This is a genomic window from Pseudomonas sp. ZL2 (genome assembly GCF_054788455.1).
The window spans coordinates 17,819-40,389 of record NZ_JBGOGX010000036.1 but is presented as its reverse complement, the minus strand read 5'-3'; the positions used below and the strand labels follow the sequence as shown (position 1 = coordinate 40,389).

Sequence of the window (22,571 nt, the reverse complement as noted above, 5' to 3'; positions counted from 1 at the left end):
GCGGCATGAACCTAAACCGGTGTCCAAAATCTGTTGACCAGTTCAAGCCCGCTCCCACAGGATTGGTGCAAGACCTGTGGGAGCGGGCTTGCCCCGCGATCGCAATCCGGGCGACAAGATCAGCGGTAGATCTCACTTCCCGCATCCGGCGCCAGCGTGCGGAACACCAGCGCCGAGGCCATGCATGCCAGCGCACTCACGCCAATCACCAGGGCAATGTCCGCCACCCCCACCTGCTGCGCGCCCTTCACGCTCATCAACAGACTCAGCAGCGAAGCCGCCACCCCCACCGACAAACTCATGGTCAACTGCACCGTCGCCGCCGACAGGCTGCTGGCCCGGCTGTGCAACTCGGCCGGCACATCGGCATAGGTCAAGCCGCCCATGGCACTGAACTGCAAGGAGCGGATCAGGCCGCTGGCGAACAGGATCAACACCACCAGCCAGTACGGCGTGTCGAGGTTGAAACTGGCGCAGGCGCCCAGGCTCAAGCCGGTCAACAACGCATTGAAAGTCAAGGTGCGGCGAAAGCCGAAGCGGCGCACGATGCGCACCGCCAGCAGCTTGACCACAAAGGCGCCAACGCCACCGGTAAAGGTCAGCAAGCCGGCCTGCAAGGGGCTCAGGCCAAAGCACAGCTGAAACAGCAAGACCATCAAGAACGGCTGCGCCGCCGTCCCCAGGCGGAACAGGTTGCCGCCCCAGAAGCTCAGGGCAAAACTGCGCACGCGCAAGGGTGCAAAGTCCAGCAGCGGCTGAACGCAGCGCCGGGCATGACGCACATACAGCAGCGCTGCCAGCCCCCCGAGCAGCAGCAACAGCACCACCCAACGCCGCGCCAGCAAGCCGTGGCCCAGGGCTTCAGAACCGAACACCAGTGACGCCAAGGCCACACTGGCCAGCAGCAAGCCTCGCACATCCAGGCGTTGCTGACTGTCGCCGGGATAATCGGGGATATAGCGCAGCACCAGGTAAACCCCAAGCAGGCCGATGGGCAAGTTGACCAGGAAGATCCATTGCCATGACAGCAGGGTCACCAGCAAACCACCCAGGGGTGGGCCGAGCATCGGCCCCACCAGCGGCGGGATGGTCAGGTAGGACATGTTGCGCAGCAGGTGCTCACGCGGCGACCACCGCAGCAGGATCATCAACCCCACCGGCACCATCATCGCCCCCGCTGCGCCCTGGCACAGGCGCGCCAGGCACAGCTGCAGCAACGAGCCCGCCAGGGCGCAGGCCAGCGACGACAGGGTAAACAGGACGATGGCCAGGACGAACAGCCGCCGTGGCCCATAGCGGTCCGCCGCCCAGCCACTGACCGGCACCGCCAGCGCCGCCGCAAGCATGTACAGCGACACCACCAGGTTCATGCGCACGCTCGGGGCGCCGAACTCGCTGGCCATCTGCGGCAAGGCGGTCATGACCACGGTGGAATCGATCAGCTCCATCAGCAGCGCACAGCCGATGATCATCGGTACCCGCCGTGAGTGCCGGGTGCTGTGGCTCAGCAATGGCGCCTGCACGCTGCCCAAGTCAGAACAACCCCGAGGTCGGTGGTGGCGTGCCGGTCAACTGCCAGGCGCCCACCGCCGCGGCTTTCCAGTGCCGTGGGTTGTGGTTGGCGACCGTGCGCGCGTTGCGCCAGTGACGGTCGAGGTTGTGGCTTCGGCCGGTGGTCGAGGCGCCGCCGACGTCGAACAGCAGTTCGGCGGCCTTGAGCGCCGATTCGGCGGCGATGTACTGCGCCTGGGCAACGTCGATGGCGGCCTGGTCGACCTGCTGCGGGTCGAGGCCCGCGGCCCAGGCACGGTCGATGGACGCGGCGGCGCGCAATACCACGGCCTCGGCGGTAAAGGCACGGGCGGCGATTTCACCGACGCTGAGCTGCACGTAGGGGTCATCCACCGAACGCGTGGCGCTGCTGTGCTTGATCGGCCGTGCGTGCTCGCGGGCAAACCGGGTGGCATCGTCCAAAGCGTTACGGGCGATGCCGGCCTGCACCGTGGCCAGAAACAGCTGCAGGAACGGCGTGACGATGGTGCGCTTGCCCTCCTCCACGGTGCGCGTGCGGATCTCGTCGGCGTACACCAGCACATCGTTCAGGCGCGTGGTGCCGCTGGCGGTCAGGCGCTGGCCCATGGCGTCGAAATCGTCGAGCAGCTCCAGGCCCTGGCGCTCGCGCGGCAGCACGAACGACACCGGCTGATCGTTTTCGTCCAGGGCCACGGCGCTGACCCAGTCGGCGTACAGCGAACCGGTGCTGTAGTACTTGCTGCCGCTGGCGCGGTAATGCTCGCCGTCACGCACGATGCGCGCACTGATCGCGCCATTGGCGCCGCCCACTTCCCAACCGGCGTTACCCAGCACCGCGCCTTGCAGGTAGCGGGCGAACCAGCGCTGGCGCTCGGCCTCGGCGCCGTCAGCGGTTGAAGACAACAGCCCCTCGATGAAGCCAAAGCCCGGACGCAACGCCTGGGCGACGTTGGAATCCACCGAGGCGATGCGCAGCAGCAGGCCGATCACATCGCTGACACTACCACCCGGGCCGCCATAGGCCTCGGGAATGCGGCAGGTGTAGAGCCCGGCCTGGGCAATCTGGCGCACCGCTTCATAGGGCAGCTGGCGCTCGCGCTCACGTTGCGCGGCACCGGCGGCAATCAGCGGCAGGAGGTTCTCGGTATTGCCCTTGAGGTCGTCGAGGTTACGGCGATCAAACTGGGGGACTGCAGATAAACCAGGCATGGACTTTCCTTGTGCGGATCAGGCGATCAGATCGCCAGGCGGAGAAATTCAAAACTGACCTTGCGGCCGCTTTCCAGGTGCGGAATGGCGTCGAGCAAGGCGCGGGTATAGGGGTGTTGCGGGCGGTCGAAGACATCGCGCACGGCGCCGCTTTCCACCGCCACGCCGTCTTTCATCACCAGCACCTGGTCGCTGACATGGTTGATCACGCCGAGGTCGTGGGAGATGAACAGGCAGGCCAGGCCCAGGCGCTGCTTGAGGTCGTCGAGCAGCTCGAGGATCTGCGCCTGCACCGACACATCCAGCGCCGACACCGGCTCGTCGCACACCAGGATCTGCGGCTGCGCGGCCAGGGCGCGGGCAATGGCGATGCGTTGCCGCTGGCCGCCAGACAGCTCGAGCGGGCGCCGTTCCAGCAGGCTTTCGTCGAGGCGCACCAGCTTCAGCAGTTCGACGGCCTGCGGGCGCCACTGCCCGCGCAGGTGCCCGGCCACTTGCAGCGCCTCGAACAACACCCGCTGCACGGTGTAGCGCGGGTCGAAGGAACTCAGCGGGTCCTGGAACACCACCTGGATACTGCGGCGCAACTGGCGTTTCTCCTGGTCATCGAGTTGCAACCAGGGCCGGCCCTTGATCTGGATCTCGCCGCTGTCGGGGGCTTCCAGGCCGAGGATCATCCTGGTAAGGGTGGTCTTGCCCGAGCCCGACTCGCCGACGATGCCCAAGGTGCGGCCCTTGTGCAGTTGCAGCGAGACCTTGTCGACCACGGTGCGCAAGTTGCCGTCCGGGCCCTTGAAGGCCTTGCTCAGTTGCTGCACCTGCAGCAGCGGCGCGCTGGTTTCCACCACGGGCGGCGCCACGGCGGCCAGCTTTGGTGCCTGGGGCCGGCGAAAATGCACGGCGGCGCCAGCCTTGAGCAGGTACTGGGTGTAGGGGTGCTGCGGGTCTTGCAGCACCGCCTCGACACTGCCCTGCTCGACGATCACACCGTTGTGCATCACCACCACCCGGTTGGCCAGGCGCGAAACCACCGCCAGGTCATGGCTGACGATCAGCATCGCCGTGCTGTCGCCACGCAGGGATTCAAGCAGGCTCAATACCTGGGCCTGCACCGTGGCATCCAGCGCCGTGGTCGGCTCGTCGGCAATCAACAGGCGCGGGTTGCAGGCGATGGCCGAGGCGATCAGCGCGCGCTGGCGCAAACCGCCGGAGAGTTGCCAGGGGTACTGGCGGGCGCGCAGCTCAGGTTCCGGCACGCCGACCGCGCGCAGCAGCTCCAGCACTCGCGCCTGGCGTTGTGCGCGATTCAGGTCGCTGTGCAGTTGCAGCGGTTCGGCAATCTCCTTGCCCACCGGGCGCAGGGGGTCGAGCGAGCCCAGCGCGTCCTGCATGACGAAACCGATCTGCGCGCCGCGCACCCGGCGCCAGGCGCGCTCGTCGAACTGGCGCAGGTCCTGCCCGGCGAAGGCCAGGCGGCTGGCCTGCACCTGCGCATGGGCACCGGTAAGCCCGGCCAGGGTGCGCGAGGTGACGCTCTTGCCCGAGCCCGACTCACCCACCAGCGCCAGGCATTCACCTTGCTGCACGGTGAAACTGATGCCCTTGAGTACCGGCGCGCCCTGGCCGAAACGCACCTGCAAGTCGCTGACTTCGATCAGCGGCGCAGGGTGTTGGATAACAGCGGTCATAGGCGTTTACCTTCGTTGCGGCGCAGCAGTTCGCGGCCAATGGCAGTGATCGAAACCACGGTGAGGGTGATGGCCAAGGCCGGCCAGGCCACCAGCCACCAGGCGTTGGCCAGGTAGTTGCGGCCGATGGCGAGCATGCCGCCCCACTCCGGCTCCGGCGGCGGCGCGCCAAAGCCGAGAAAGCTCAGGGCGGCGCCGGCGACGATGGTGCTGCCGATGCCGATGGTGGCGAGAATCAAAATCGGTTTGATCGCATTGGGCAGCACATGCCGCCAGATCACCTGGCGCCGTGGCAGGCCGAGGGTGGTGGCCGCCTCGACATAGCCGGCGTTGCGCACCACCAGGGTTTGCGCGCGCACCAGGCGCGCATAGCGCGGCACGCTGGCGATGCCCACGGCGATGATGGTGTTGAGCGCGCCCTGGCCGAAAAAGGTGATGATCACCAGCGCCAGCAGCAGGTCGGGAAAGGCCAGCAGCACATCGACCAGGCGCATCACCGCGCCGTCGACCAGCCGTGGGCCAAGGCCGGCCAGCAGCCCCAGCACGGTGCCGAGCAACAGCCCCAGCGCCGTGGCACTCAGGCCCAGCACCAGCGACGGGCGCACGGCGTATACCAGCCGCGCGAGGATGTCGCGGCCGTTCTCGTCAGTGCCCAGCCAGTGCAGGCTGCTGGGCGACTGGAAGGCCTGGCGGGCGCTGGCGTCGAGCGGGTCGGCGGACACCAGCCAGCCCGGCTGCAGCGCCGCCAGTACCAGCAGCGCGACGAACAGCGCAGCCAGCAGCAGCCCCGGGCGCAAGGCCAGTTGCCGACGGCTGGCAAAGCGCGCCTGGGCCTGGATCAGGCCGTTGACGGGCAGCACCGCCGCCGTTGAATTGATCGGCGCCATCGGGCACCTCCATGAACTGAACGTTAGGGAGCAGGGTTGGGGATCTGCCGGTGGATCTGCTCGATGCGCGCCAGGGCTTCGCTGTCGAGCTTCACCTGCAGCGCGCCGAGGTTGTCGGCCAGTTGCGCAAGGCTGGTCTGCCCGGTCAGCGCACTGCTGACAAACGGCTTGCTGATCACATAGGCCAGGGCCAGTTGCGCCGGGGTTATCGCCAGCTCCTGGGCCAGCGCCACATAGGCGGCAATCGCCTGATGGGCGCCGGGGCTGTCGTAGCGGTTGAAGGTGCGGTACACCGACGACAGGCGCGAGCCCTGCGGCAAGGCGCCATTGAGGTACTTGCCGGTCAGCGCGCCGAAGGCCAGCGGCGAATAGGCCAGCAGGCCGATGTTGTCGCGCTGGCTGAACTCCGACAGGCCGCCCTCATACAGGCGGTTGAGCAGGCTGTAGGGGTTCTGGATGCTGACGATGCGCGGCAGGTTCTGCTCGCGGGCCTGGCGCAAGAACTCTGCCACGCCCCAAGGGGTTTCGTTGGACACGCCGATATGGCGGATCTTGCCCGCCGCCACCTGTTCGGCCAGCACCTGCAAGGTTTCGGCGATGCTTACCGCCTCGCGGTCATCTTCGACATAGGGGTATTCACGCTGGCCGAAAATGTTGGTGGTGCGGTCCGGCCAATGCAATTGGTAGAGGTCCAGGTAATCGGTCTGCAGACGCTTGAGGCTGCCATCCAGGGCTGCCACGATGTTGGCCCGGTCATGGCGGGTGCGGCCCTCACGAATATGCGCGCCTGCCCCCGGCTGGCGTGCCGGGCCGATGATCTTGCTGGCCAGCACCACCTCGGCGCGCCGCCCGCTTTGCGCCAGCCAGCTGCCGATAAAGCGTTCGGTGCTGCCCCAGGTTTCAGCATGGGTGGGCGTCGGGTACATCTCGGCGCTGTCGATCAGGTTGATGCCGGCAGCCAGCGCCGCGTCGAGCTGGCGGTGGGCATCGGCTTCGCTGTTCTGGTGGCCCCAGGTCATGCTGCCCAGCCCCAGCACGCTGACCTGGATGTCGCTGTGGCCCAAAGTACGTTTGATCATGCTCGCTCCGTCGCGAAAGTGAAAAGGCTCAAACCGCCTCGGCGGCGCGCTGGTACTGGCTGGCTGGGTACGGCAGGCCGAGGTGGTCGCGCAAAGTGCTGCCTTGGTACTCGTGGCGGAACACGCCGCGTTTTTGCAGCAGCGGCACCACTGCGTCGACAAACACCTCGACGCCGGAGGGGAACATGTCCGGCATGATGTTGAAGCCGTCGGCGGCCCCGGCGCGGAACCAGTGCTCGAGGGTGTCGGCGACCTGTTCCGGGGTGCCGACGATCAGCCGGTGGCCGACCAGGATGCGCCGCGACAGCTCACGAATGGTCAGGTTCTCGCGCCGCGCCAGGTTCAGCTGGGCTTCGAGAAAACCGTGGGAGCCGCGCTCGAATTCCGCCACCGGGCCGATTCGTTCCCAGGGCAACGGCGCGTCCAGCTCCAGCTCGCTGACCGCCAGCCCCACCCGCGCCGCCACCTGATGGATCAGCCCTTCTTCGCCGTACCAGGCGTTGAGTTCGTCGAAGCGCGCCTGGGCCTCGGCCTCGCTGCTGCCGATCACCGTCGACAGCCCCGGCATGATTTTCAGGTGCTCGGGGTTGCGCCCCCACTGGCGGGCGCGCTGCTTCATTTCCTGGTAGAAGGCCTGACCGTCGACCAGGGTGGTCTGGGTGGTGAAGATCGCATCGGCATAGCGCGAGCCGAGGGCTTTGCCGCCTTCGGAGGAACCGGCCTGGACCAGCACTGGCCGGCCCTGGGGCGAGCGCGGCAGGTTCAGCGGGCCCTTGACCGAGAAATGCTCGCCGACAAAATCGATGGCGTGGACCTTGGCCGGGTCGGCAAAGCGCCCACGGCGGGCATCGCCGATCACCGCGTCATCTTCCCAGCTGTCCCACAATTTAAGGGTGACGTCGATGAACTCATCGGCGCGGGCATAACGGTCGACATGCCGCGGCGCCCCGGCCAGGCCGAAATTCTGCGCCGCGGCATCACCGGCATTGGTGACCACGTTCCAGGCCGCACGGCCGCGGCTGATATGGTCCAGCGAACTGAAGCGCCGGGCCAGGTTATAGGGGTCGTTGTAGCTGCTCGACGCGGTGGCGATCACGCCGATATGACGGGTGGCCAGGGCCACGGCGGTGAGCAGCACGGTCGGCTCCAGGCGCCCGGCCGGGTGCTGGCCAATATCGCCGAACAGCGCCGGGCCGTCGGCGAGGAAGATCGCATCGAGCTTGCCGCGTTCGGCGATGCGCGCGATGTTGCTGTAGTACTCGGGGTCCAGGTAGGCATTGGCCGGCACCTCGGCCTGGCGCCAGGCGCCGGCGTGGGCGCCGAAGCCGAGGATGTTCATGCCGATGCTCATGTGTTTGGCGGGCTGGCTCATGGCAACTCCTTAGGTGGGGATCAGACCGCGCTGGCTTCGTCGCGGGCGGCGTTGTCCTGGGCGTGCAACTGGCGCCAGGCGGCGCCGGGGCTGACGCCATTCAGGTAGTAATTACCCAGGGCCCGTTCGCGGTAGATCGCCGGGTTGTGCGAGGCCAGGGTGCGGGCGTTGCGCCAGTGCCGGTCGAGGCGCCGGGCCTGGCTGGTGGCCGAGGCGCCGCCGACTTCAAACAGCAAGGTGGTGGCTTCGAGCGCCTGCTCCAGCACCACCTGCTGGGCCTGGTAGGTGCGGATATCGGCCTCGACGTAGTGCGCTTCGCCGACCGTGCCGTCGAGCTCGGCTTCGTGCACCGTCTGCAGCACTTGGGCGACATCCAGCACCAGGGCCTGGGCGGCATAGGCCAGGCTCGACAGGCGGCCGATCACCCGCTGCACCAGCGGGTCGTCCTGGGGGCTGGACTGGCCGGGCACGCCAAAGGCGCGGGTGCGGCCCTGGACGAAGGCGACGGCATCGCGCTGCACGGCGCGGGCAATCCCGGCCAGGGTCGCCAGGTGGAACAGCTGGTAGAACGCCGACAGGTAGGATTCGGCGCGCAGCTCACCAGGCTTGAAGCGGCGCAGCACCTGCTCCGGCGGCACCGCCACATCGGCGAAACGGGTGGTGCCGCTGCCGCTCAGGCGCTGGCCGAATCCGTCCCAGTCGTCTTCCAGGCTGACGCCGGGGGCCGTGGTGGACACCACCACGCTGACATAGTCCTCGTCGAGCATGGCCACCGCCGCCACCCAGTCGGCGTAAATGGCGCCGGTGCAGTAGTACTTCTCGCCCTGCAGCAACCAGCCGGCCTCAGGTGCCTGCGGGTCGGCGGCAGTGAGCAGCACCGAGTTGCCGGTGGTGTCGGTGCGTTCGGCCATGGCCGCGCCCCACAACTGCCCCGCCGCTACCTTGGCCAGCCAGTAACGCTGGGAAGCGGCATCGCCGCTGGACAGCCGGCCTTCGACAAAGCCGAAGTGCGCGCGAAAGATCTGCGGCAGGTTGGAGTCGGCTGCGGCCAGATCGATCAGCAGGCGAAACAGCACCGGCAAGCTGACCTGCGCGCCGTTCAATGCCTGGGGCACGCGCAAGGCGCCGAAGCCCGCGTCGCGCAGCCAGCTCACCGGCTCATGGGCCAGCTCGCGTTGCTGTTCGCGGTCAACCGCGCCTTCGGCAATGCGGGCAAACAGGGGGGCAAAACGCACCTGCAGTTGGGCATAGTCCTGGCCTGCGTCGTTCGCGGCCAGGGGTGTTGGCAGATCATGGGCACTCATGGCTGGTCCTTGAAAATCGGGTTCATACGCTTTTGCTGCGTGGGTCGACCCAGTGGTTGATCAGGTCGACGAGAAAGTTGACGACCACGTAAATCGCCGCCGCCAGCAGGGTGATACCCAGCAGCAACGGCATGTCCTTGGTCACGGCGGCGTCGAGCATCAACCGGCCGATGCCCTGGCGAGCGAACAGCATTTCGATGATCACCGCGCCGCCCAGCAGGCTGGCGAAGACGAAGCCGGACAGCGTCACCAGCGGCACCAGGGCATGGCGCAAGGCGTGCTTGAGGCGCACGCCGGTCTCGGACATGCCGCGGGCGCGGGCCATGGCGATAAAAGGCTGTTCGAGGATGTCTTCCAGCTCCTGGCGCAGCACCTGGGTCAGCACTGCGGCAATCGGCAAGGCCAGGGCCAGGCTCGGCAAAATCAATGCTTGCCAGCTGTTGGAACCGGACGGCGGCAGCAGGTGCCAGCCGAACGAGAACAGCAGCAACAGCACAATGCCGATCACGAACGACGGCGCCGACGACAGCACCAGCTCGCTGCCGGACACCAGCGAGCGCACCCAGCGCGGACGGTTGGCCGTCAGCACTGCGCAGGTCACCGCGAGGATGATCGACAGCGCGGCGGCGGCCAGCGACAACTGCACCGTGGCGCCCAACTGGCTGCCGATCACCTGCAGCACCGGGATGCGCAGGCGGTAGGACTCGCCCAGATCACCCTGGGCCAGGCGCGCCAGGTACTGGCCGTATTGCACCCACAGCGGCTGGTCGAGGCCGTATTCGACGCGCACCTGGGCGATCAGCTCGGCGCTGGGCATGGCATCGGGGCCGCCAAGAATCGCCAGGGCCGGGTCGCCGGCACTGAGGTTGATGGCCAGGAAGGTCAGGGTCGCCGCGCCCCAGAGCACGCCGATGCCGGCCAGCAGGCGCCAGGCCAATCGTTGCAAGCTAGTCATTTGCCCTCCGGGTCGAGCCAGACGCTGGTGAACAACGGGGTGTTGTGCGAGGTGTCGAAAATCAGCCCCTTGACCTGCTTGCGGTAAGCCAGCAGCACATGGCTTTCGAACACCGGCACCGCCGGGATGGTCTGCGCCAGGCGCTCCTGGGCGATCCGGTAGAGGCCGCTCAGCTCAAGCGGGTCGGTGGTCTGGCGGGCGGCGCTGAGCACCCGGTCGAGTTCGGCATCGCGAAAGCGCCCGGCATTCTGGCCGATCAGCTTGGCGGTGCTGATCGCCTGGCTGTGGTAGAGGATGTACAGGCCGTCGGGGGTGTTGGTGTGCCAGTAGCCGCCACCGATCACCTGGAAGTCACTGGCGTAACGGCGCTGGGTGACCTGGGCCAGGGGTAGCAGGTCGATGTCGATCTGCAGGCCGATCTTCTTCAGGTCGGCCTGGATGGCCACGGCGATACTGCTTGGGTAGGCCGCGGTTTCGTAGGTCAGCAAGTGCGCGGCCAGACGCTGGCCGTTCTTCACCCGATACCCCTGGGCGTCGCGCTCGCTCCAGCCGGCCTGGTCGAGAATGCGGTTGGCCTCGGCCACGTCATAGGCCAGCACGTCCTTGAACGCCGGGTCGTAGTAGCGGGTGTTGGCGGCGAGAAAATCACCCTTGGCCAGGTACTCGCCAAAGCCGGTGATCCAGGCCAGGCCGTCACGGTCGATGGCCTTGGCCACGGCGCGGCGCACCTGCACATCGTCGAAGGGAAAGCGCTCGACGTTGAAGGTCAGGCTGCGAAACGGGTTGGCCTTGCGGATGCGGCTGCGCATCTGCAAGTCCGGGTTGTCGCGAATGGCCCGGGCGTTCTGGGTCGGGGCGTCGACGGTGAAATCCGACTGGCCGGCTTCCAGGGTACTGAAGCGGATCATCGGTTCGGGAACGATGCTCAGTTCCAGGCGGTCGAGGTAGGCCTCGCCCTGGTGCCGGGTTACCGCAGGCGCCCAGTTGTAGCCTTTGCGCTTGACGAAGTTGGCGCCCTGGTCGCGGGTGTAGCTTTCCAGCACGAAGGGCCCGGAGCCAATCGGGTGTTCGGCGATGGTCTTCGGTGCTTCGAGGATCTGCCGGGGCGAGATCATGCTCAGCCAGGATTGCGCCAGCACATCGAGGAACGGCGAATAGGCTTCGCGCAGGTGCGCTTCGAAGGTGTACTCATCGACGATGCGCCCATCCACGTAGGGGGCGATATAAGCGGCGGCCAGCGGCGACTTGGTTGCCGGGTCGCGCATGTGTTCGAGGTTGACCTGCAGGGCGCGGGCGTTGAATTTCTCGCCATCGCTGAAGGTCACGTCATCGCGCAGATGAAAGGTGTAGGTCTTGCCGTCGTCGGAGATCTCCCAGGACTTGGCCAGCCACGGCGAGATATTGCCCTGCTCGTCCTGGTACAGCAGGCAGTCGAACAGAATGCGCCCCAGCCACTGCACATTGCCGTGGGAAATCGAATGCACGTCCAGCGTCGTGGTGTCGGATGCCGTCGACACCCGCAGGGTGCCACCGGGCTTGCCTGGGGCGGCCTCGTAATAGTCTTGCGCGGCATAGCTCAGGGTGCCGTTGTGCAGCGTGCCGTCGATGCCGCTGCTGCCCTGCCCCGGCGACTGCTCCACCGGCTTGCAGGCGCCCAGGGCCAGCAGCGCGCCAAGCACGGCAGGCGCGCCCAGCCTTGCGATTACTCTCATGCGGTTCTCCTGCAGGTGCCGCGCGAACGGCACCCGCCCCTGGCTCAGAAGTTGTAGGCAATCCCGGTGTAGGCGCCGAAGCCATCACCCGGGTACAGCGATGCGGTGTCCTGGCCCTTGGCGTCGTAACTGGGCACCAGGGCGGTGACGTAGTCCTTGTCGGTGAGGTTTTTCAGGTCCAGGTACACCTGCCAGGTCTTGTTCGGCGCGTCGTACCCCAGGCGTGCACCCCACAGGGTGTAGGACGGGGCGTAGAAGCTGTTGGCGTAGTCCACCGCCGTGCTCGACGCCGAGCGCACGTTGACCCCGGCGTAGAAGCCGTTGGCGTACTGGTAGAACAGCTCGCCCTGGTAGATGTGCTTGGGCAGGCCCGGCAGCTCGTTCTTGGCGAACAGCGGGTCGTTGCGGTAGTGGAAGTCGTTGAGGGTGTAGGCCTGGCGCCAGCTCAGCACATCGCCGTTATCGCGCTGCCAGAGCTTGGTGGTCAGCCCCGCCTCGATGCCCTGGTGGATGGTCGGGCTGGCGTTGGCGGTCGAGACCACGGCGGCCGAAGTGTTGGTGGCCGGGAGAATTTCGACGTTGAGCAGCTCGTCCTTGATCCAGGATTTGTACAGGGTCAGGCTGCCGTCGAAGATCTCCGAGCGCCCGCGAATCCCCAGTTCGACGGTGTTGGCGCTTTGTGGCACCAGGGTCTTGGCGAAGTTGGTGGTCACCCCCGAGCCGGAACTGGACCAGGAGCTGGGCGGGTCGATCGAGCGGCTGACGTTGCCGAATACCTGCACGTCCGGGGTCAGGTAGTAGCGCAGGCCGACCCGTGGCGCCAGTTTCCATTCCTGGTAGCGGTAGTGGCTGGGGATGCCGCTGGTGTTGGGCCGGTCGCTGAAATTGACATCGACGTTGCGCTTGACCTCGATGGCCGACAGGCCTGTGGACAGGTACAGGTTGTCGGTCAGGCCGAGGTCGTTGCCCAGCGAGAACACATGGTCGAACGAGCCGTCGTACTCGACCTGCTTCTGCAACCTGCCCAGGTCCTTGTCACCGCTGTAGGTGCGCACCCCGGAGCGGATGTGCTGGGTGCTGCTCCAGCCGACGCTGGTGGTGCTCGGCAGGCCGAACAGCTGGTCGCTGCGGGTGTACTTGAGCGAGTAGTTGATGTCGCGCCAGTCCCAGTAGTTGGGGTTGACCGTGCTCTTCTTGCTGAGGATCTGCGGGTAGTTGTGATAGACCAGCCCGGCCACCAGGGTCGAGTCGTCGTCGAAGGTGTAGGTGGTCTTGCTGCCGACCCAGGTCGAGCCTTCCTTGGTCGAGTCGCCACGGGTGGCGCGGGTGCTGGGGTTGGTTTGCGAGGAGTTCTTCTTCAGTTGTGCCAGGGTCAGCGCCCCGGAGTTTTCGTGGTATTCCTCGCGGTAGCGGATGTACAGGCGGGTTTCCAGTTTCGGGTTGAAGCGGTAACCGAAGTTGGTGACCACGCCCTTGGCCTTGGTGAAGGTGAAGTCCTGGTAACCGTCGCGCTTGGAGTTGTCGACGCTGATGAAGTAGTCGGCATTACCGGCCACGCCACCGGTGCTGAGGGTCTGCTTCTGCCAGCCGAAGCTGCCGCCCTCGACCTTGATGCGGTTGCCCGGTGCGGTCAGCCCGGAGTTGGTGACGAAGTTGATCGCCCCGCCCAGGGACAAGGCGCCGTACTCGAAGGCGTTGGCGCCGCGCAGCACTTCGGTGTAGCTCAGGCCCTGGGTGTCGAGCAGCTCATAAGGCGTGCCGCCGGCGCCGGTCAGGGCCAGGCCGTCGAACAGAAACTTGGTGCCTTCGCGAAAATAGCCCGGCGAGGTGTTGGCGCCCGAGCCACGGATGGAAATCTTGATTGCATCGTTACCGCCGGCGGCCTGGGCATACACCCCCGGTTGATAGGCCAGGGTGTCTTCCAGGGTGGCCGACCGGCCCTTCTCCACCTCGGCCTGCTGGACCAGCCCGGTACCGCCGGGGATCTCGTCCAGTTGCGCCTGCGCCGCTTGCACCGGGGTGGCTTTGGCCGCCTGGACGGTGACCGTCTCCAGACGTTTTTCAGTCTGTGTGGCGTCCTCGGCCTGGGCCAGCGGCGCCAGGCTCAACAGGGCGGCGCCAACGCTGGCCAGCTTCCAGTCCTTGCCTACTACTTTGGTCGAAGAATTCAATATTACGGATGTTGCCCGAGGCACGAAATTCAAGGTCTTGCTCCCCACCTGATTAAAAAATAGGCGAGTTTCTATTGGTATAGTCAATCTCGAAGGGAGCTGTTGCAGCGACCGTGCCAACCGGCAAAACCCTTGTATTACCTGTGTTTGAGCGGTTACGACGGTTTAAACAATTGTTCGAATTTCGAGTATCTGTCCAACTGCTGTTGCCTGGCGAACAGTTGATCATGGTCGGGCCCTTGATAGATCCCGTCGATAGACCTATCAACAAGGTCGATTAGTCCCACATTCCGTACGGGAATACACTAGCGCGCATACGTCCGCTCAAAACCCTGCAGCAGACAGGGACCTGCGACACACCGTGCTTTTACCCCAGCCAACTGCGCTTGCGACGCCTTGTTGCCGGGCATGCCTATGCCCGCAGCTTTGTGCAGCCGATAAGAATGAGGAGATACCCATGGGACTTGGCAGACGACAGTTCTTCAAGCTGTGTACCGCCGGCGTCGCCACCGCCACCTGCGCGAGCCTGGGCTTTGCCCCGGGCGTGGCCCAGGCGACCCAGTCGCGCCAGTACAAGCTGCTGCGCGCCAAGGAAACCCGCAACAACTGCACCTATTGCTCGGTCGGTTGCGGGATTCTCATGTACAGCCTCGGCGACGGCGCCAAGAACGCCAAGGCGCGGATCTTCCATATCGAAGGCGACCCCGATCACCCGGTCAGCCGCGGCTCGCTGTGCCCCAAAGGCGCCGGCCTGGTCGACTACGTGCACAGTGAACAGCGCCTGCTCTACCCCGAGTACCGCGCGCCGGGCTCGGACAAATGGCAGCGCATCAGCTGGGACCACGCCATCGAGCGCATCGCCCGGCTGATGAAGGACGACCGCGACGCCAACTTCATCGAGAAGAACGCCAAAGGCACCACGGTCAACCGCTGGCTCAGCACCGGCATGCTCTGCTCGTCGGCGGCCAGCAGCGAAACCGGCTCGCTGGACCAGCGCTTTACCCGCGCCCTGGGCATTCTCGGCACCGACAGCCAGGCCCGGGTCTGCCACGCACCGACCGTTGCCGCGCTGGCGCCGACCTTCGGCCGTGGTGCGATGACCAACAACTGGGTCGACATCAAGAACGCCAACGTCGTGCTGATCATGGGCGGCAACCCGGCCGAGGCGCACCCGGTGGGCTTCAAATGGGTGATCGAGGCGAAAATCCGCAACGGCGCCAAGGTCATCGTCGTCGACCCGCGCTTCAACCGCAGCGCCGCGGTGGCCGACATCTACTCGCCGATCCGCGCCGGCTCCGACGTGACCTTCCTGATGGGCGTGGTCAACTACCTGATCAGCCACGACAAGATCCAGCACGAATACGTACGCCACTACACCAACGCCAGCCTCATCGTGCGCGAGGACTACCACTTCGACGACGGCCTGTTCAGTGGCTATGACGCCAAGAAGCGCAACTACGACCGCAGCTCCTGGACCTACGAGCTCGACAGCAAGGGCTACGCCAAGCGCGACCTGACCCTGCAGCACCCGCGCTGCGTGTGGAACCTGCTCAAGGCCCACGTCAGCCGCTACACCCCGGACATGGTGACTAACGTCTGCGGCACGCCCAAGGACGACTTCCTGCAGATCTGCGCGATCCTTGGCGAAACCAGCGCCCCGGACAAGACCGCGACCTTCCTCTACGCCCTGGGCTGGACCCACCACACCAACGGCGCGCAGATGATCCGTGGCTCGGGCATGATCCAGCTGCTTTTGGGCAACATCGGCATGGCCGGTGGCGGGGTCAACGCCCTGCGCGGCCACTCCAACATCCAGGGCTACACCGACCTGGGCCTGTTGTCGCTGCGCCTGCCCGGCTACATGAACCTGCCGTCCGACGAGCAGACCACGCTGGCCACCTACCTCAAGCAGACGACGCCGACGGCGCTGCTGGAGGACCAGGTCAACTACTACAAGCACACGCCGAAATTCTTCATCAGCCTGATGAAAAGCCTCTGGGGCGACAAGGCCACCAAGGACAACGACTGGGGCTTCGACTGGTTGCCCAAGTGGGACGACAGCTACGACGTGCTCAATTACAGCAACCGCATGTACGAGGGCAAGGTCAACGGCTACATCGCCCAGGGCTTCAACCCGGTGGCGGCGTTCCCCGACAAGAACAAGGCCCAGGCGGCGCTGGCCAAGCTCAAGTTCCTGGTGATCATCGACCCGCTGGCCACCGAGACCTCGAGCTTCTGGCAGAACCACGGCGAACAGCATGACGTCGATACCGCGTCGATCCAGACCGAAGTGTTCCGCCTGCCTTCCTCGTGCTTTGCCGAAGAAGACGGCTCGATCGTCAACTCGGGGCGCTGGCTGCAATGGCACTGGGCGGGCGCGGCGCCACCGGGTGAAGCCTGGCATGACGGCAAGATCCTCGGCCACCTGTTCCTGAAGATCCGCGAGCTGTACGAAAAGGAAGGCGGCGCCAACCCGGCACCGATCCTCAACATGGCCTGGGACTACGCCGACCCGCTGGACCCCAAGCCGGAAGAAGTGGCCAAGGAGTCCAACGGCCGCGCCCTCGCCGATCTGCACGACGAGCAAGGCAACCTGATCCTGCGCAAGGGCCAGTTGCTCAATGACTTCTCGCAGCTGCGCGACGACGGCACGACCCAGTGCTTCAACTGGATCTTCGCCGGCTCCTGGACCGAACAAGGCAACCAGATGGCCCGTCGCGACAACGCCGACAGCGGTCTGGGTTGCACCCCGGGCTGGGCCTGGGCCTGGCCGCAGAACCGGCGCATCCTTTACAACCGCGCCTCGGCCGACCCGCAGGGCAAGCCGTGGGACCCGAAACGCAAGCTGATCGGCTGGGACGGTGTGCGCTGGAGCGGCGTCGACGTGCCGGACTTCGCCGTCACCGCAGCCCCCGGTGGCAAGGTCAACCCGTTCATCATGCTGCCTGAAGGCCTGGGCCGGCTGTTCTCGGCCGGCGCCATGAACGACGGGCCGTTCCCCGAGCACTACGAGCCCACCGAAAGCCCGCTGGCGAGCAACCCGCTGCACCCGAACGTGACCTACAGCCCGACCGCGCGGCTGTATGAAAGCGACCGCCAACGCATGGGCAAGCGCGAAGAGTTCCCCTACGTGGCGACCACCTACTCGATTACCGAGTTGTTCCGTCACTGGACCAAGCACGCGCGGCTGAACGCCATCGTCCAGCCCGAGCAGTTCATCGAGATCGGCGAGAAGCTGGCTGCCGACAAGGGCATCGTTCAGGGCGACCTGGTCAAGGTCAGCACCAAGCGTGGCTACATCAAGGCCAAGGCGGTGGTGACCAAGCGCATCCGCCGCCTGGCGGTCGACGGCCAGGATGTCGACACCATCGGCATTCCCTGCCACTGGGGTTACGAGGGCAGCACGCGCAAGGGCTTCCTGGCCAACACCCTGACCCCGGGCATTGGCGAGTCGAACACCCATACGCCGGAGTACAAGGCGTTTCTCGTGAACATTGAAAAGGTCTGAGGGCGAAAACCATGTCCATGCAATCCCAAGACATCGTCCGCCGCTCAGCCACCAACGTGCTGACCCCGGCGCCGCACACCCGCGATCACCAGGCCGAAGTGGCCAAGCTGATCGACGTGAGCATCTGCATCGGCTGCAAGGCCTGCCAGGTGGCATGCAACGAATGGAACGACCTGCGCGATGAGGTCGGCCACAACGTTGGCGTGTACGACAACCCGGCCGACCTGTCGGCCGAAACCTGGACGCTGATGCGCTTCGATGAAGTCGAAGACGAAAGCGGCAAGCTCGAATGGCTGATCCGCAAGGACGGCTGCATGCACTGCGCCGACCCCGGCTGCCTGAAAGCCTGCCCGCAGCCGGGGGCGATCATCCAGTACGCCAACGGCATCGTCGATTTTCAGTCCGAGCACTGCATCGGCTGCGGCTACTGCATCGCCGGCTGCCCGTTCGATGTGCCGCGCATCAGCCAGAAAGACAACAAGGCCTACAAGTGCACGCTGTGCGTCGATCGCGTGTCGGTCGGCCAGGAGCCGGCCTGCGTCAAGACCTGCCCGACCGGAGCGATCAACTTCGGCAGCAAACAGGACATGCTGCACCAGGCCAGCGAGCGGGTCACCGAGCTGCAGGGCCGCGGCTTTGCCGGCGCCGGCATCTATGACCCGCAGGGCGTCGGCGGCACCCACGTGGTCTACGTGCTGCAGCATGCCGACAAGCCGCAGCTGTACCACAAGCTGCCCACCGACCCGCGCATCAGCAACGCCATCCAGGGCTGGAAAGGCTGGATGAAACCGGTGGCTGCGGCGGCGTTCTTCGCCACCCTGGCCGGCACCCTGTTCCACTACATCGGCGTCGGCCCCAACGAAGTCGACGAACAGGACCAGAAGATCGAAGAGGATACCCACGCATGAACAAGGACAAACTGATCCTGCGCACGCGCTTCATCGAGCGCGCCAGCCACTGGTTCATGGTGATCTGCTTCTTCGCCGTGGCGCTGTCGGGGCTGTCGTGGTTTTTCCCGTCGCTCAACGGCCTCAACGCGGTATTCGGCACCCCGCAGCTGGCGCGCATCCTCCACCCGTTCTTCGGCGTGGTGGTGTTCCTGCTGCTGATGTTCCTGTTCGTGCGCTTCGTGCGCTACAACCTGCCGGAACGCGAAGACCTGCAGTGGTTCAAGAACGTCAAGCAGGTGCTCGCCGGCAAGCATGAACCGGCGCTGAACATCGGCAAGTACAACGCCGGGCAGAAGATCCTGTTCTGGGGAATCATGGGCCTGATCAGCCTGCTGCTGCTCAGTGGCGTGGTGATCTGGCGGCCGTACTTCGCCCCGCTGTTCAGCATCCCGACCATCCGCATCGGCCTGCTGGTGCATGCACTCGCCGGCATCAGCCTGATTCTGCTGATCATCGGCCACGCGTACCTGGCGTTCTGGGTCAAGGGCTCGATCCGCGGCATGGTCACCGGCTACGTCAGCCGCAGCTGGGCCAAGACCCACCACGACCGCTGGTACCGTCAGCTGAACAACAAGCAGGGCAAGGCCGGGAGCGATAAATGAACAGCATCCAGATGACCCCGGTGCAGACGCCCAGCGGTGGCGTCAACGAGATCGTCGCAGTGCTGCTGCCGTCGCTCAAGGAACGTTACCGCAAACGCGCGGCGCGCCTGCGGCAACTGGCCGACGAACATGCCATGGGCGATTACCTGGGCTTTTGTGCCGGCATCGCCGAAGCTCAGCAACACCTGCTTGAAACGATGCCGCTGCCTGAGGCGCTGGCGTCCGGACTGGCGGCGCGCCTGGCCGCTGGCCGGGCGCCGCTGGCGAGCACAGAGTACCCACGCGACGCTTACTGGCAGCAGTTGCTCGGCGCTTTGATCGATGCACTCTACCGCGACGCCAATCCGACGGTTCGCAGTACCCTGGAGACCTTGCGCGGCTACTCGGCGGCGCAACTGGAAGACCTTGCCAGCGCCTTGCTCGCCGGTGACTACGACCAGGTCGACAGCGGCCAGGCGCTGTTCCTCTGGGCCGCGCTGTCGCTGTACTTCACCCAGGTGGCCAATGCCCTGCCGGCCTCGGCCAAGGCCGCCCTGGGCGAGCAGCGCCAGCATTGCCCGGTATGCGCCAGCGCGCCGGTGGCCAGCGTGATCATGACCGGCGCCCAGGCCGGGCTGCGTTACCTGCATTGCAGCCTGTGCGAAAGCCGCTGGCACATGGTTCGGGTAAAATGCAGCAACTGCGAAGCCACCGGCGCCCTGGACTACTGGTCCCTGGAGCGTCAGGATGCCGCGATCAAGGCCGAGAGCTGCAACGACTGTCACAGCTACCTGAAAGTGCTGTACCCGGAAAAGGACCGCGACCAGGAAGTACTGGCCGATGACCTGGCCTCCCTGGCGCTGGACGCCGAAGTGGAGCGCGAAGGGTATGGGCGCAGTGGTGTCAGCCCGTTCTTGTTTCCCGGCTGACAGCATCGCTGGCAAGCCAGCTCCCACAGGGTGCATACACCGGCCCCTGTGGGAGCTGGCTTGCCAGCGATGGGCTGCACCGCAGCCCTCTCACAAGCACCACCCCACCAAGAGACTCCCAATGGGCATCAAGAAATCTTCCGCCGAACTCAAGCGCGACCTTAAAACCGTCGCCAGCAACCTGGAACGCACCGCCGGTGAAATCAGCAAACTGGCCGAGCGCATCGACGGCGTCGATGTGGTTGCCGTGCTGCACCTGATGAACCGCCTGTACAAAGACTCGGACAAGCTCAAGGCCTACGCCGACGAAATCAAGGTCGGGCGCATCGTGCGCGGCAAGGCCGAGTAATCAGGCGCCGACGACCGGCGAGCAAAACCACACAGGGGTCTTACACTTCAACTCAGAGCCTGCAACACGTACCGAGGAGCGCCTGCGATGAACCGCTGTGACGTCCTGATTATCGGCGCCGGCCCCACCGGGCTGGTGCTGGCGCTGTGGCTGAGCAAGCTTGGCATCAAGGTGCGGATCATCGACAAGACCGCCGCCCCCGGCACCACCTCCCGGGCGCTGGCGATACAGGCACGGACCCTGGAGCTGTACCGCCAGCTGGACTTGACCGAGGCCATTATCGGGCAGGGTCACCAGGTGCCGGCGGCCAACCTGTGGGTCAAAGGCAAAACCGCCGCGCGGTTGCCGTTCAGTGCCATTGGCGCCGGCTTTACCCCCTACCCGTTCCTGCACATCTACCCCCAGGATCAACATGAACAGCTGTTGATCGAGCGTCTGCAACACTTCGGCGTGGACGTCGAACGGCACACCGAACTGCTCGGTTTCAGCCAGGACAGCGGCGGTGTCACCACCCGGCTACGGCTGGCCGATGGCCTGGAAGAGGTCTGTGAAGCGGACTACCTGGCCGGTTGCGACGGCGCCCGTTCGACGGTGCGCAAGGTCCTGGGCATCGGCTTTCCCGGCGGCACCTATGAGCAGGTGTTCTATGTTGCCGATGTCGACGGCGCAGGTCCTGCGTTTAATGGCGAGCTGCATGTGGACCTGGACGAAGCAGACTTTCTCGCCGTGTTCCCGCTGGCCGGCAGTGGCCGCGCACGATTGATCGGCACGGTGCGCGACGAACGCGCCGAGCACCCGCAGAACCTGCGCTTCGAAGATGTCAGTCAACGGGCCATGGAGCACCTGAAGGTCGAGATAAAGCAGGTCAACTGGTTCTCCACTTACCGGGTGCACCACCGGGTGGCCGAGCAATTTGGCCGCGAACGTGCCTTCCTGCTGGGTGATGCCGCCCATGTGCACAGCCCGGCTGGTGGCCAGGGCATGAACACCGGCATTGGCGATGCCATCAACCTGGCCTGGAAACTGGCTGCCGTGTTGCAAGGCCAAGCCACTGACACCCTGCTCGACACCTATGAAATCGAGCGCAGCGCCTTCGCCCAGCGGTTGGTCTCGACCACCGACCAGGTGTTCAACTTCATCACTGCCGACGGCCGCCTGGCCGCCCTGCTGCGCACCCGTCTGGCGCCGATGCTGCTGCCACGGGTGGCGGCGCTCAAGTCAGCGCGGGAGTTCCTGTTCCGCACTGTCTCGCAAATCACCCTGAACTACCGCGACATGCCCTTGAGTGTCGGCAGCGCCGGCCAGGTGCATGGCGGCGAGCGCCTGCCCTGGGTCAGCGATGGCAAGCACGACAACTTTGCCGGGCTAACGCGTCTGTGCTGGCAGGTACAGGTCTATGGCGCTGCCAGCGGCAGCCTGGTGGCCTGGTGTGCCGAGCGCGGCATGCCGCTGGAAGTGTTCGAATGGCATGAGGCGCATGAAGCGGCCGGGTTGCAGCAAGATGGCGTGTACCTGTTGCGGCCGGACAGCTATGTGGCGCTGGCCCAGATCGATGCCGGGCCGGAGGTGCTGGAAGATTACTTCAGTGCACGCGGGTTGCGCGGATACTAGCGTTGTTGTGCGAGAATGCGCGCTGGTCTCGCGTCTCTATCTGCTAAGGAATGGCATCATCAGAACCCTCACCTCTTTGCTCCTGGCCTCGACCTTGTTCCTGGCCAGTTGCGGCACCTTTGTCGCGCGCGGCTCCAACAGCTACAGCAGCGGCGCCGACTACTACAAAGGCACCCAGGCCAATGTCCAGTTGCTGACCATGATCGGCGCCAGTGGCTACGACGGTTACTCAACGATGTTCTGCTGGGTGACCATCGTCTGCCCGGTGTTTGCCATTGCCACCCTGCCGGTGGACATGGTGGTCGACACCGCCCTGCTACCCCATGATGCGATGAACTGAAATGCCACAACTCGAATACTTCCGCGTGGCGTTTCTGAACATCTATATCAATGACTTCAGCATTTATATCGGCGCGCCGCTCATGTTGCTGACGGTGTTCGACTGGATGCCCAAAAGCGTTGCCGCGACCTACATGCTGGTGATTTTCGGCCTGTGCTTTCTGAGTTTTCCACTGGCGATGCTGGTGCGCTGCCCGCTGTGCAACGCGGCGATGCTGCACCTGTACAAGGACGAGCCGGGGACTGCGCTGTCACGCCGGGTCGGCTTTAGCGAAGTGCACAAGCTGAAGAAGGTGCGTTGCCTGAAGTGCGATGGGCTGCTGAAGATTCGCGATTGAGGGAAACCATTTGGCGACCGCTGCGCGCTCGATCGCTGGCAAGCCAGCTCCCACAG

At 65.4% G+C, this 22,571-nt stretch carries 18 protein-coding genes; 8 read left to right on the top strand and 10 right to left on the bottom strand.

Annotation, left to right across the window (positions count from 1 at the left end; translation table 11 throughout):
- Positions 1–119: 119 nt before the first annotated feature.
- The 10 genes from ABM562_RS20375 to ABM562_RS20330 all read right to left on the bottom strand — a co-directional run bounded on the left by ABM562_RS20375 (position 120) and on the right by ABM562_RS20330 (position 13,871).
- On the bottom strand, positions 120–1,472 hold the full coding sequence (locus ABM562_RS20375; protein WP_460423115.1) for an MFS transporter: 1,353 nt from the start codon (positions 1,470–1,472) through the stop codon (positions 120–122).
- A 61-nt stretch (positions 1,473–1,533) separates the two neighbouring features.
- Positions 1,534–2,742, bottom strand: a complete 1,209-nt coding sequence (locus tag ABM562_RS20370; protein WP_115087555.1) for an acyl-CoA dehydrogenase family protein — start codon at positions 2,740–2,742, stop codon at positions 1,534–1,536.
- A gap of 26 nt (positions 2,743–2,768) precedes the next feature.
- Entirely contained in the window at positions 2,769–4,430 is a 1,662-nt protein-coding gene (locus ABM562_RS20365) for a dipeptide ABC transporter ATP-binding protein (RefSeq protein WP_460423113.1), read from the bottom strand.
- Positions 4,427–5,317, bottom strand: a complete 891-nt coding sequence (locus ABM562_RS20360) for an ABC transporter permease (protein WP_460423111.1) — start codon at positions 5,315–5,317, stop codon at positions 4,427–4,429. Before ABM562_RS20360 ends, ABM562_RS20365 begins: the two co-directional genes overlap by 4 nt.
- 23 nt (positions 5,318–5,340) lie before the next feature.
- A complete protein-coding gene (locus tag ABM562_RS20355) occupies positions 5,341–6,396 on the bottom strand; it encodes an NADP(H)-dependent aldo-keto reductase (protein WP_134062930.1) in 1,056 nt (351 codons plus the stop codon).
- A 28-nt stretch (positions 6,397–6,424) separates the two neighbouring features.
- A complete protein-coding gene (locus ABM562_RS20350; protein ID WP_460423109.1) occupies positions 6,425–7,768 on the bottom strand; it encodes an LLM class flavin-dependent oxidoreductase in 1,344 nt (447 codons plus the stop codon).
- 20 nt (positions 7,769–7,788) lie between these two features.
- Positions 7,789–9,072, bottom strand: coding sequence for an acyl-CoA dehydrogenase family protein (locus ABM562_RS20345; RefSeq protein WP_115087550.1), 1,284 nt, complete (start codon positions 9,070–9,072; stop codon positions 7,789–7,791).
- Positions 9,073–9,094: 22 nt separating this feature from the next.
- Positions 9,095–10,027: an ABC transporter permease gene (locus ABM562_RS20340; protein ID WP_258578043.1), complete on the bottom strand. Its 933-nt coding sequence runs from the start codon at positions 10,025–10,027 to the stop codon at positions 9,095–9,097.
- Positions 10,024–11,739: an ABC transporter substrate-binding protein gene (locus ABM562_RS20335; protein WP_134062936.1), complete on the bottom strand. Its 1,716-nt coding sequence runs from the start codon at positions 11,737–11,739 to the stop codon at positions 10,024–10,026. Before ABM562_RS20335 ends, ABM562_RS20340 begins: the two co-directional genes overlap by 4 nt.
- A gap of 44 nt (positions 11,740–11,783) precedes the next feature.
- Positions 11,784–13,871 carry a TonB-dependent receptor domain-containing protein gene (locus tag ABM562_RS20330; RefSeq protein WP_134063086.1) on the bottom strand — a complete coding sequence of 696 codons (2,088 nt, stop codon included), beginning with the start codon at positions 13,869–13,871 and terminating at the stop codon, positions 11,784–11,786.
- A 496-nt stretch (positions 13,872–14,367) separates the two neighbouring features.
- On the opposite strand from ABM562_RS20330, the gene fdnG reads away from it, so the two are divergent.
- The 8 genes from fdnG (at position 14,368) to ABM562_RS20290 (ending at position 22,515) form a co-directional block, all read left to right on the top strand.
- Positions 14,368–17,418 carry a formate dehydrogenase-N subunit alpha gene (fdnG, locus tag ABM562_RS20325; protein WP_115087547.1) on the top strand — a complete coding sequence of 1,017 codons (3,051 nt, stop codon included), beginning with the start codon at positions 14,368–14,370 and terminating at the stop codon, positions 17,416–17,418.
- Between the two features lie 17 nt (positions 17,419–17,435).
- Positions 17,436–18,326, top strand: a complete 891-nt coding sequence (gene fdxH, locus ABM562_RS20320) for a formate dehydrogenase subunit beta (protein ID WP_269467564.1) — start codon at positions 17,436–17,438, stop codon at positions 18,324–18,326.
- Positions 18,323–18,970, top strand: a complete 648-nt coding sequence (locus ABM562_RS20315) for a formate dehydrogenase subunit gamma (RefSeq protein ID WP_038995892.1) — start codon at positions 18,323–18,325, stop codon at positions 18,968–18,970. Before fdxH ends, ABM562_RS20315 begins: the two co-directional genes overlap by 4 nt.
- Complete coding sequence (gene fdhE, locus ABM562_RS20310) at positions 18,967–19,878, top strand: formate dehydrogenase accessory protein FdhE (protein ID WP_460423106.1); 912 nt, start codon at positions 18,967–18,969, stop codon at positions 19,876–19,878. Before ABM562_RS20315 ends, fdhE begins: the two co-directional genes overlap by 4 nt.
- A gap of 121 nt (positions 19,879–19,999) precedes the next feature.
- The gene (locus ABM562_RS20305; protein WP_115087545.1) at positions 20,000–20,227 is read left to right on the top strand and encodes a hypothetical protein; all 228 of its coding nucleotides are present in this window, start codon (positions 20,000–20,002) and stop codon (positions 20,225–20,227) included.
- Positions 20,228–20,314: 87 nt separating this feature from the next.
- Positions 20,315–21,838, top strand: a complete 1,524-nt coding sequence (locus ABM562_RS20300; protein ID WP_460423104.1) for an FAD-dependent oxidoreductase — start codon at positions 20,315–20,317, stop codon at positions 21,836–21,838.
- Between the two features lie 76 nt (positions 21,839–21,914).
- Positions 21,915–22,178: a YceK/YidQ family lipoprotein gene (locus ABM562_RS20295; RefSeq protein WP_233673755.1), complete on the top strand. Its 264-nt coding sequence runs from the start codon at positions 21,915–21,917 to the stop codon at positions 22,176–22,178.
- 1 nt (position 22,179) lies between these two features.
- Positions 22,180–22,515 carry a hypothetical protein gene (locus tag ABM562_RS20290; RefSeq protein WP_460423102.1) on the top strand — a complete coding sequence of 112 codons (336 nt, stop codon included), beginning with the start codon at positions 22,180–22,182 and terminating at the stop codon, positions 22,513–22,515.
- Positions 22,516–22,571 lie beyond the last annotated feature (56 nt).

What these genes read in the sequence shown, in the direction of transcription:
- ABM562_RS20305 (WP_115087545.1), top strand. Translation starts at nt 20,000, where the DNA reads ATGGGCATCAAGAAATCTTCCGCCGAACTCAAGCGCGACCTTAAAACC.
- ABM562_RS20290 (WP_460423102.1), top strand. Translation starts at nt 22,180, where the DNA reads ATGCCACAACTCGAATACTTCCGCGTGGCGTTTCTGAACATCTATATC.
- ABM562_RS20335 (WP_134062936.1), bottom strand. Translation starts at nt 11,739, where the DNA reads ATGAGAGTAATCGCAAGGCTGGGCGCGCCTGCCGTGCTTGGCGCGCTG.
- ABM562_RS20360 (WP_460423111.1), bottom strand. Translation starts at nt 5,317, where the DNA reads ATGGCGCCGATCAATTCAACGGCGGCGGTGCTGCCCGTCAACGGCCTG.
- fdxH (WP_269467564.1), top strand. Translation starts at nt 17,436, where the DNA reads ATGCAATCCCAAGACATCGTCCGCCGCTCAGCCACCAACGTGCTGACC.
- ABM562_RS20365 (WP_460423113.1), bottom strand. Translation starts at nt 4,430, where the DNA reads ATGACCGCTGTTATCCAACACCCTGCGCCGCTGATCGAAGTCAGCGAC.
- ABM562_RS20370 (WP_115087555.1), bottom strand. Translation starts at nt 2,742, where the DNA reads ATGCCTGGTTTATCTGCAGTCCCCCAGTTTGATCGCCGTAACCTCGAC.
- ABM562_RS20355 (WP_134062930.1), bottom strand. Translation starts at nt 6,396, where the DNA reads ATGATCAAACGTACTTTGGGCCACAGCGACATCCAGGTCAGCGTGCTG.
- ABM562_RS20375 (WP_460423115.1), bottom strand. Translation starts at nt 1,472, where the DNA reads ATGATCATCGGCTGTGCGCTGCTGATGGAGCTGATCGATTCCACCGTG.
- fdhE (WP_460423106.1), top strand. Translation starts at nt 18,967, where the DNA reads ATGAACAGCATCCAGATGACCCCGGTGCAGACGCCCAGCGGTGGCGTC.
- ABM562_RS20315 (WP_038995892.1), top strand. Translation starts at nt 18,323, where the DNA reads ATGAACAAGGACAAACTGATCCTGCGCACGCGCTTCATCGAGCGCGCC.
- ABM562_RS20340 (WP_258578043.1), bottom strand. Translation starts at nt 10,027, where the DNA reads ATGACTAGCTTGCAACGATTGGCCTGGCGCCTGCTGGCCGGCATCGGC.
- ABM562_RS20345 (WP_115087550.1), bottom strand. Translation starts at nt 9,072, where the DNA reads ATGAGTGCCCATGATCTGCCAACACCCCTGGCCGCGAACGACGCAGGC.
- fdnG (WP_115087547.1), top strand. Translation starts at nt 14,368, where the DNA reads ATGGGACTTGGCAGACGACAGTTCTTCAAGCTGTGTACCGCCGGCGTC.
- ABM562_RS20300 (WP_460423104.1), top strand. Translation starts at nt 20,315, where the DNA reads ATGAACCGCTGTGACGTCCTGATTATCGGCGCCGGCCCCACCGGGCTG.
- ABM562_RS20350 (WP_460423109.1), bottom strand. Translation starts at nt 7,768, where the DNA reads ATGAGCCAGCCCGCCAAACACATGAGCATCGGCATGAACATCCTCGGC.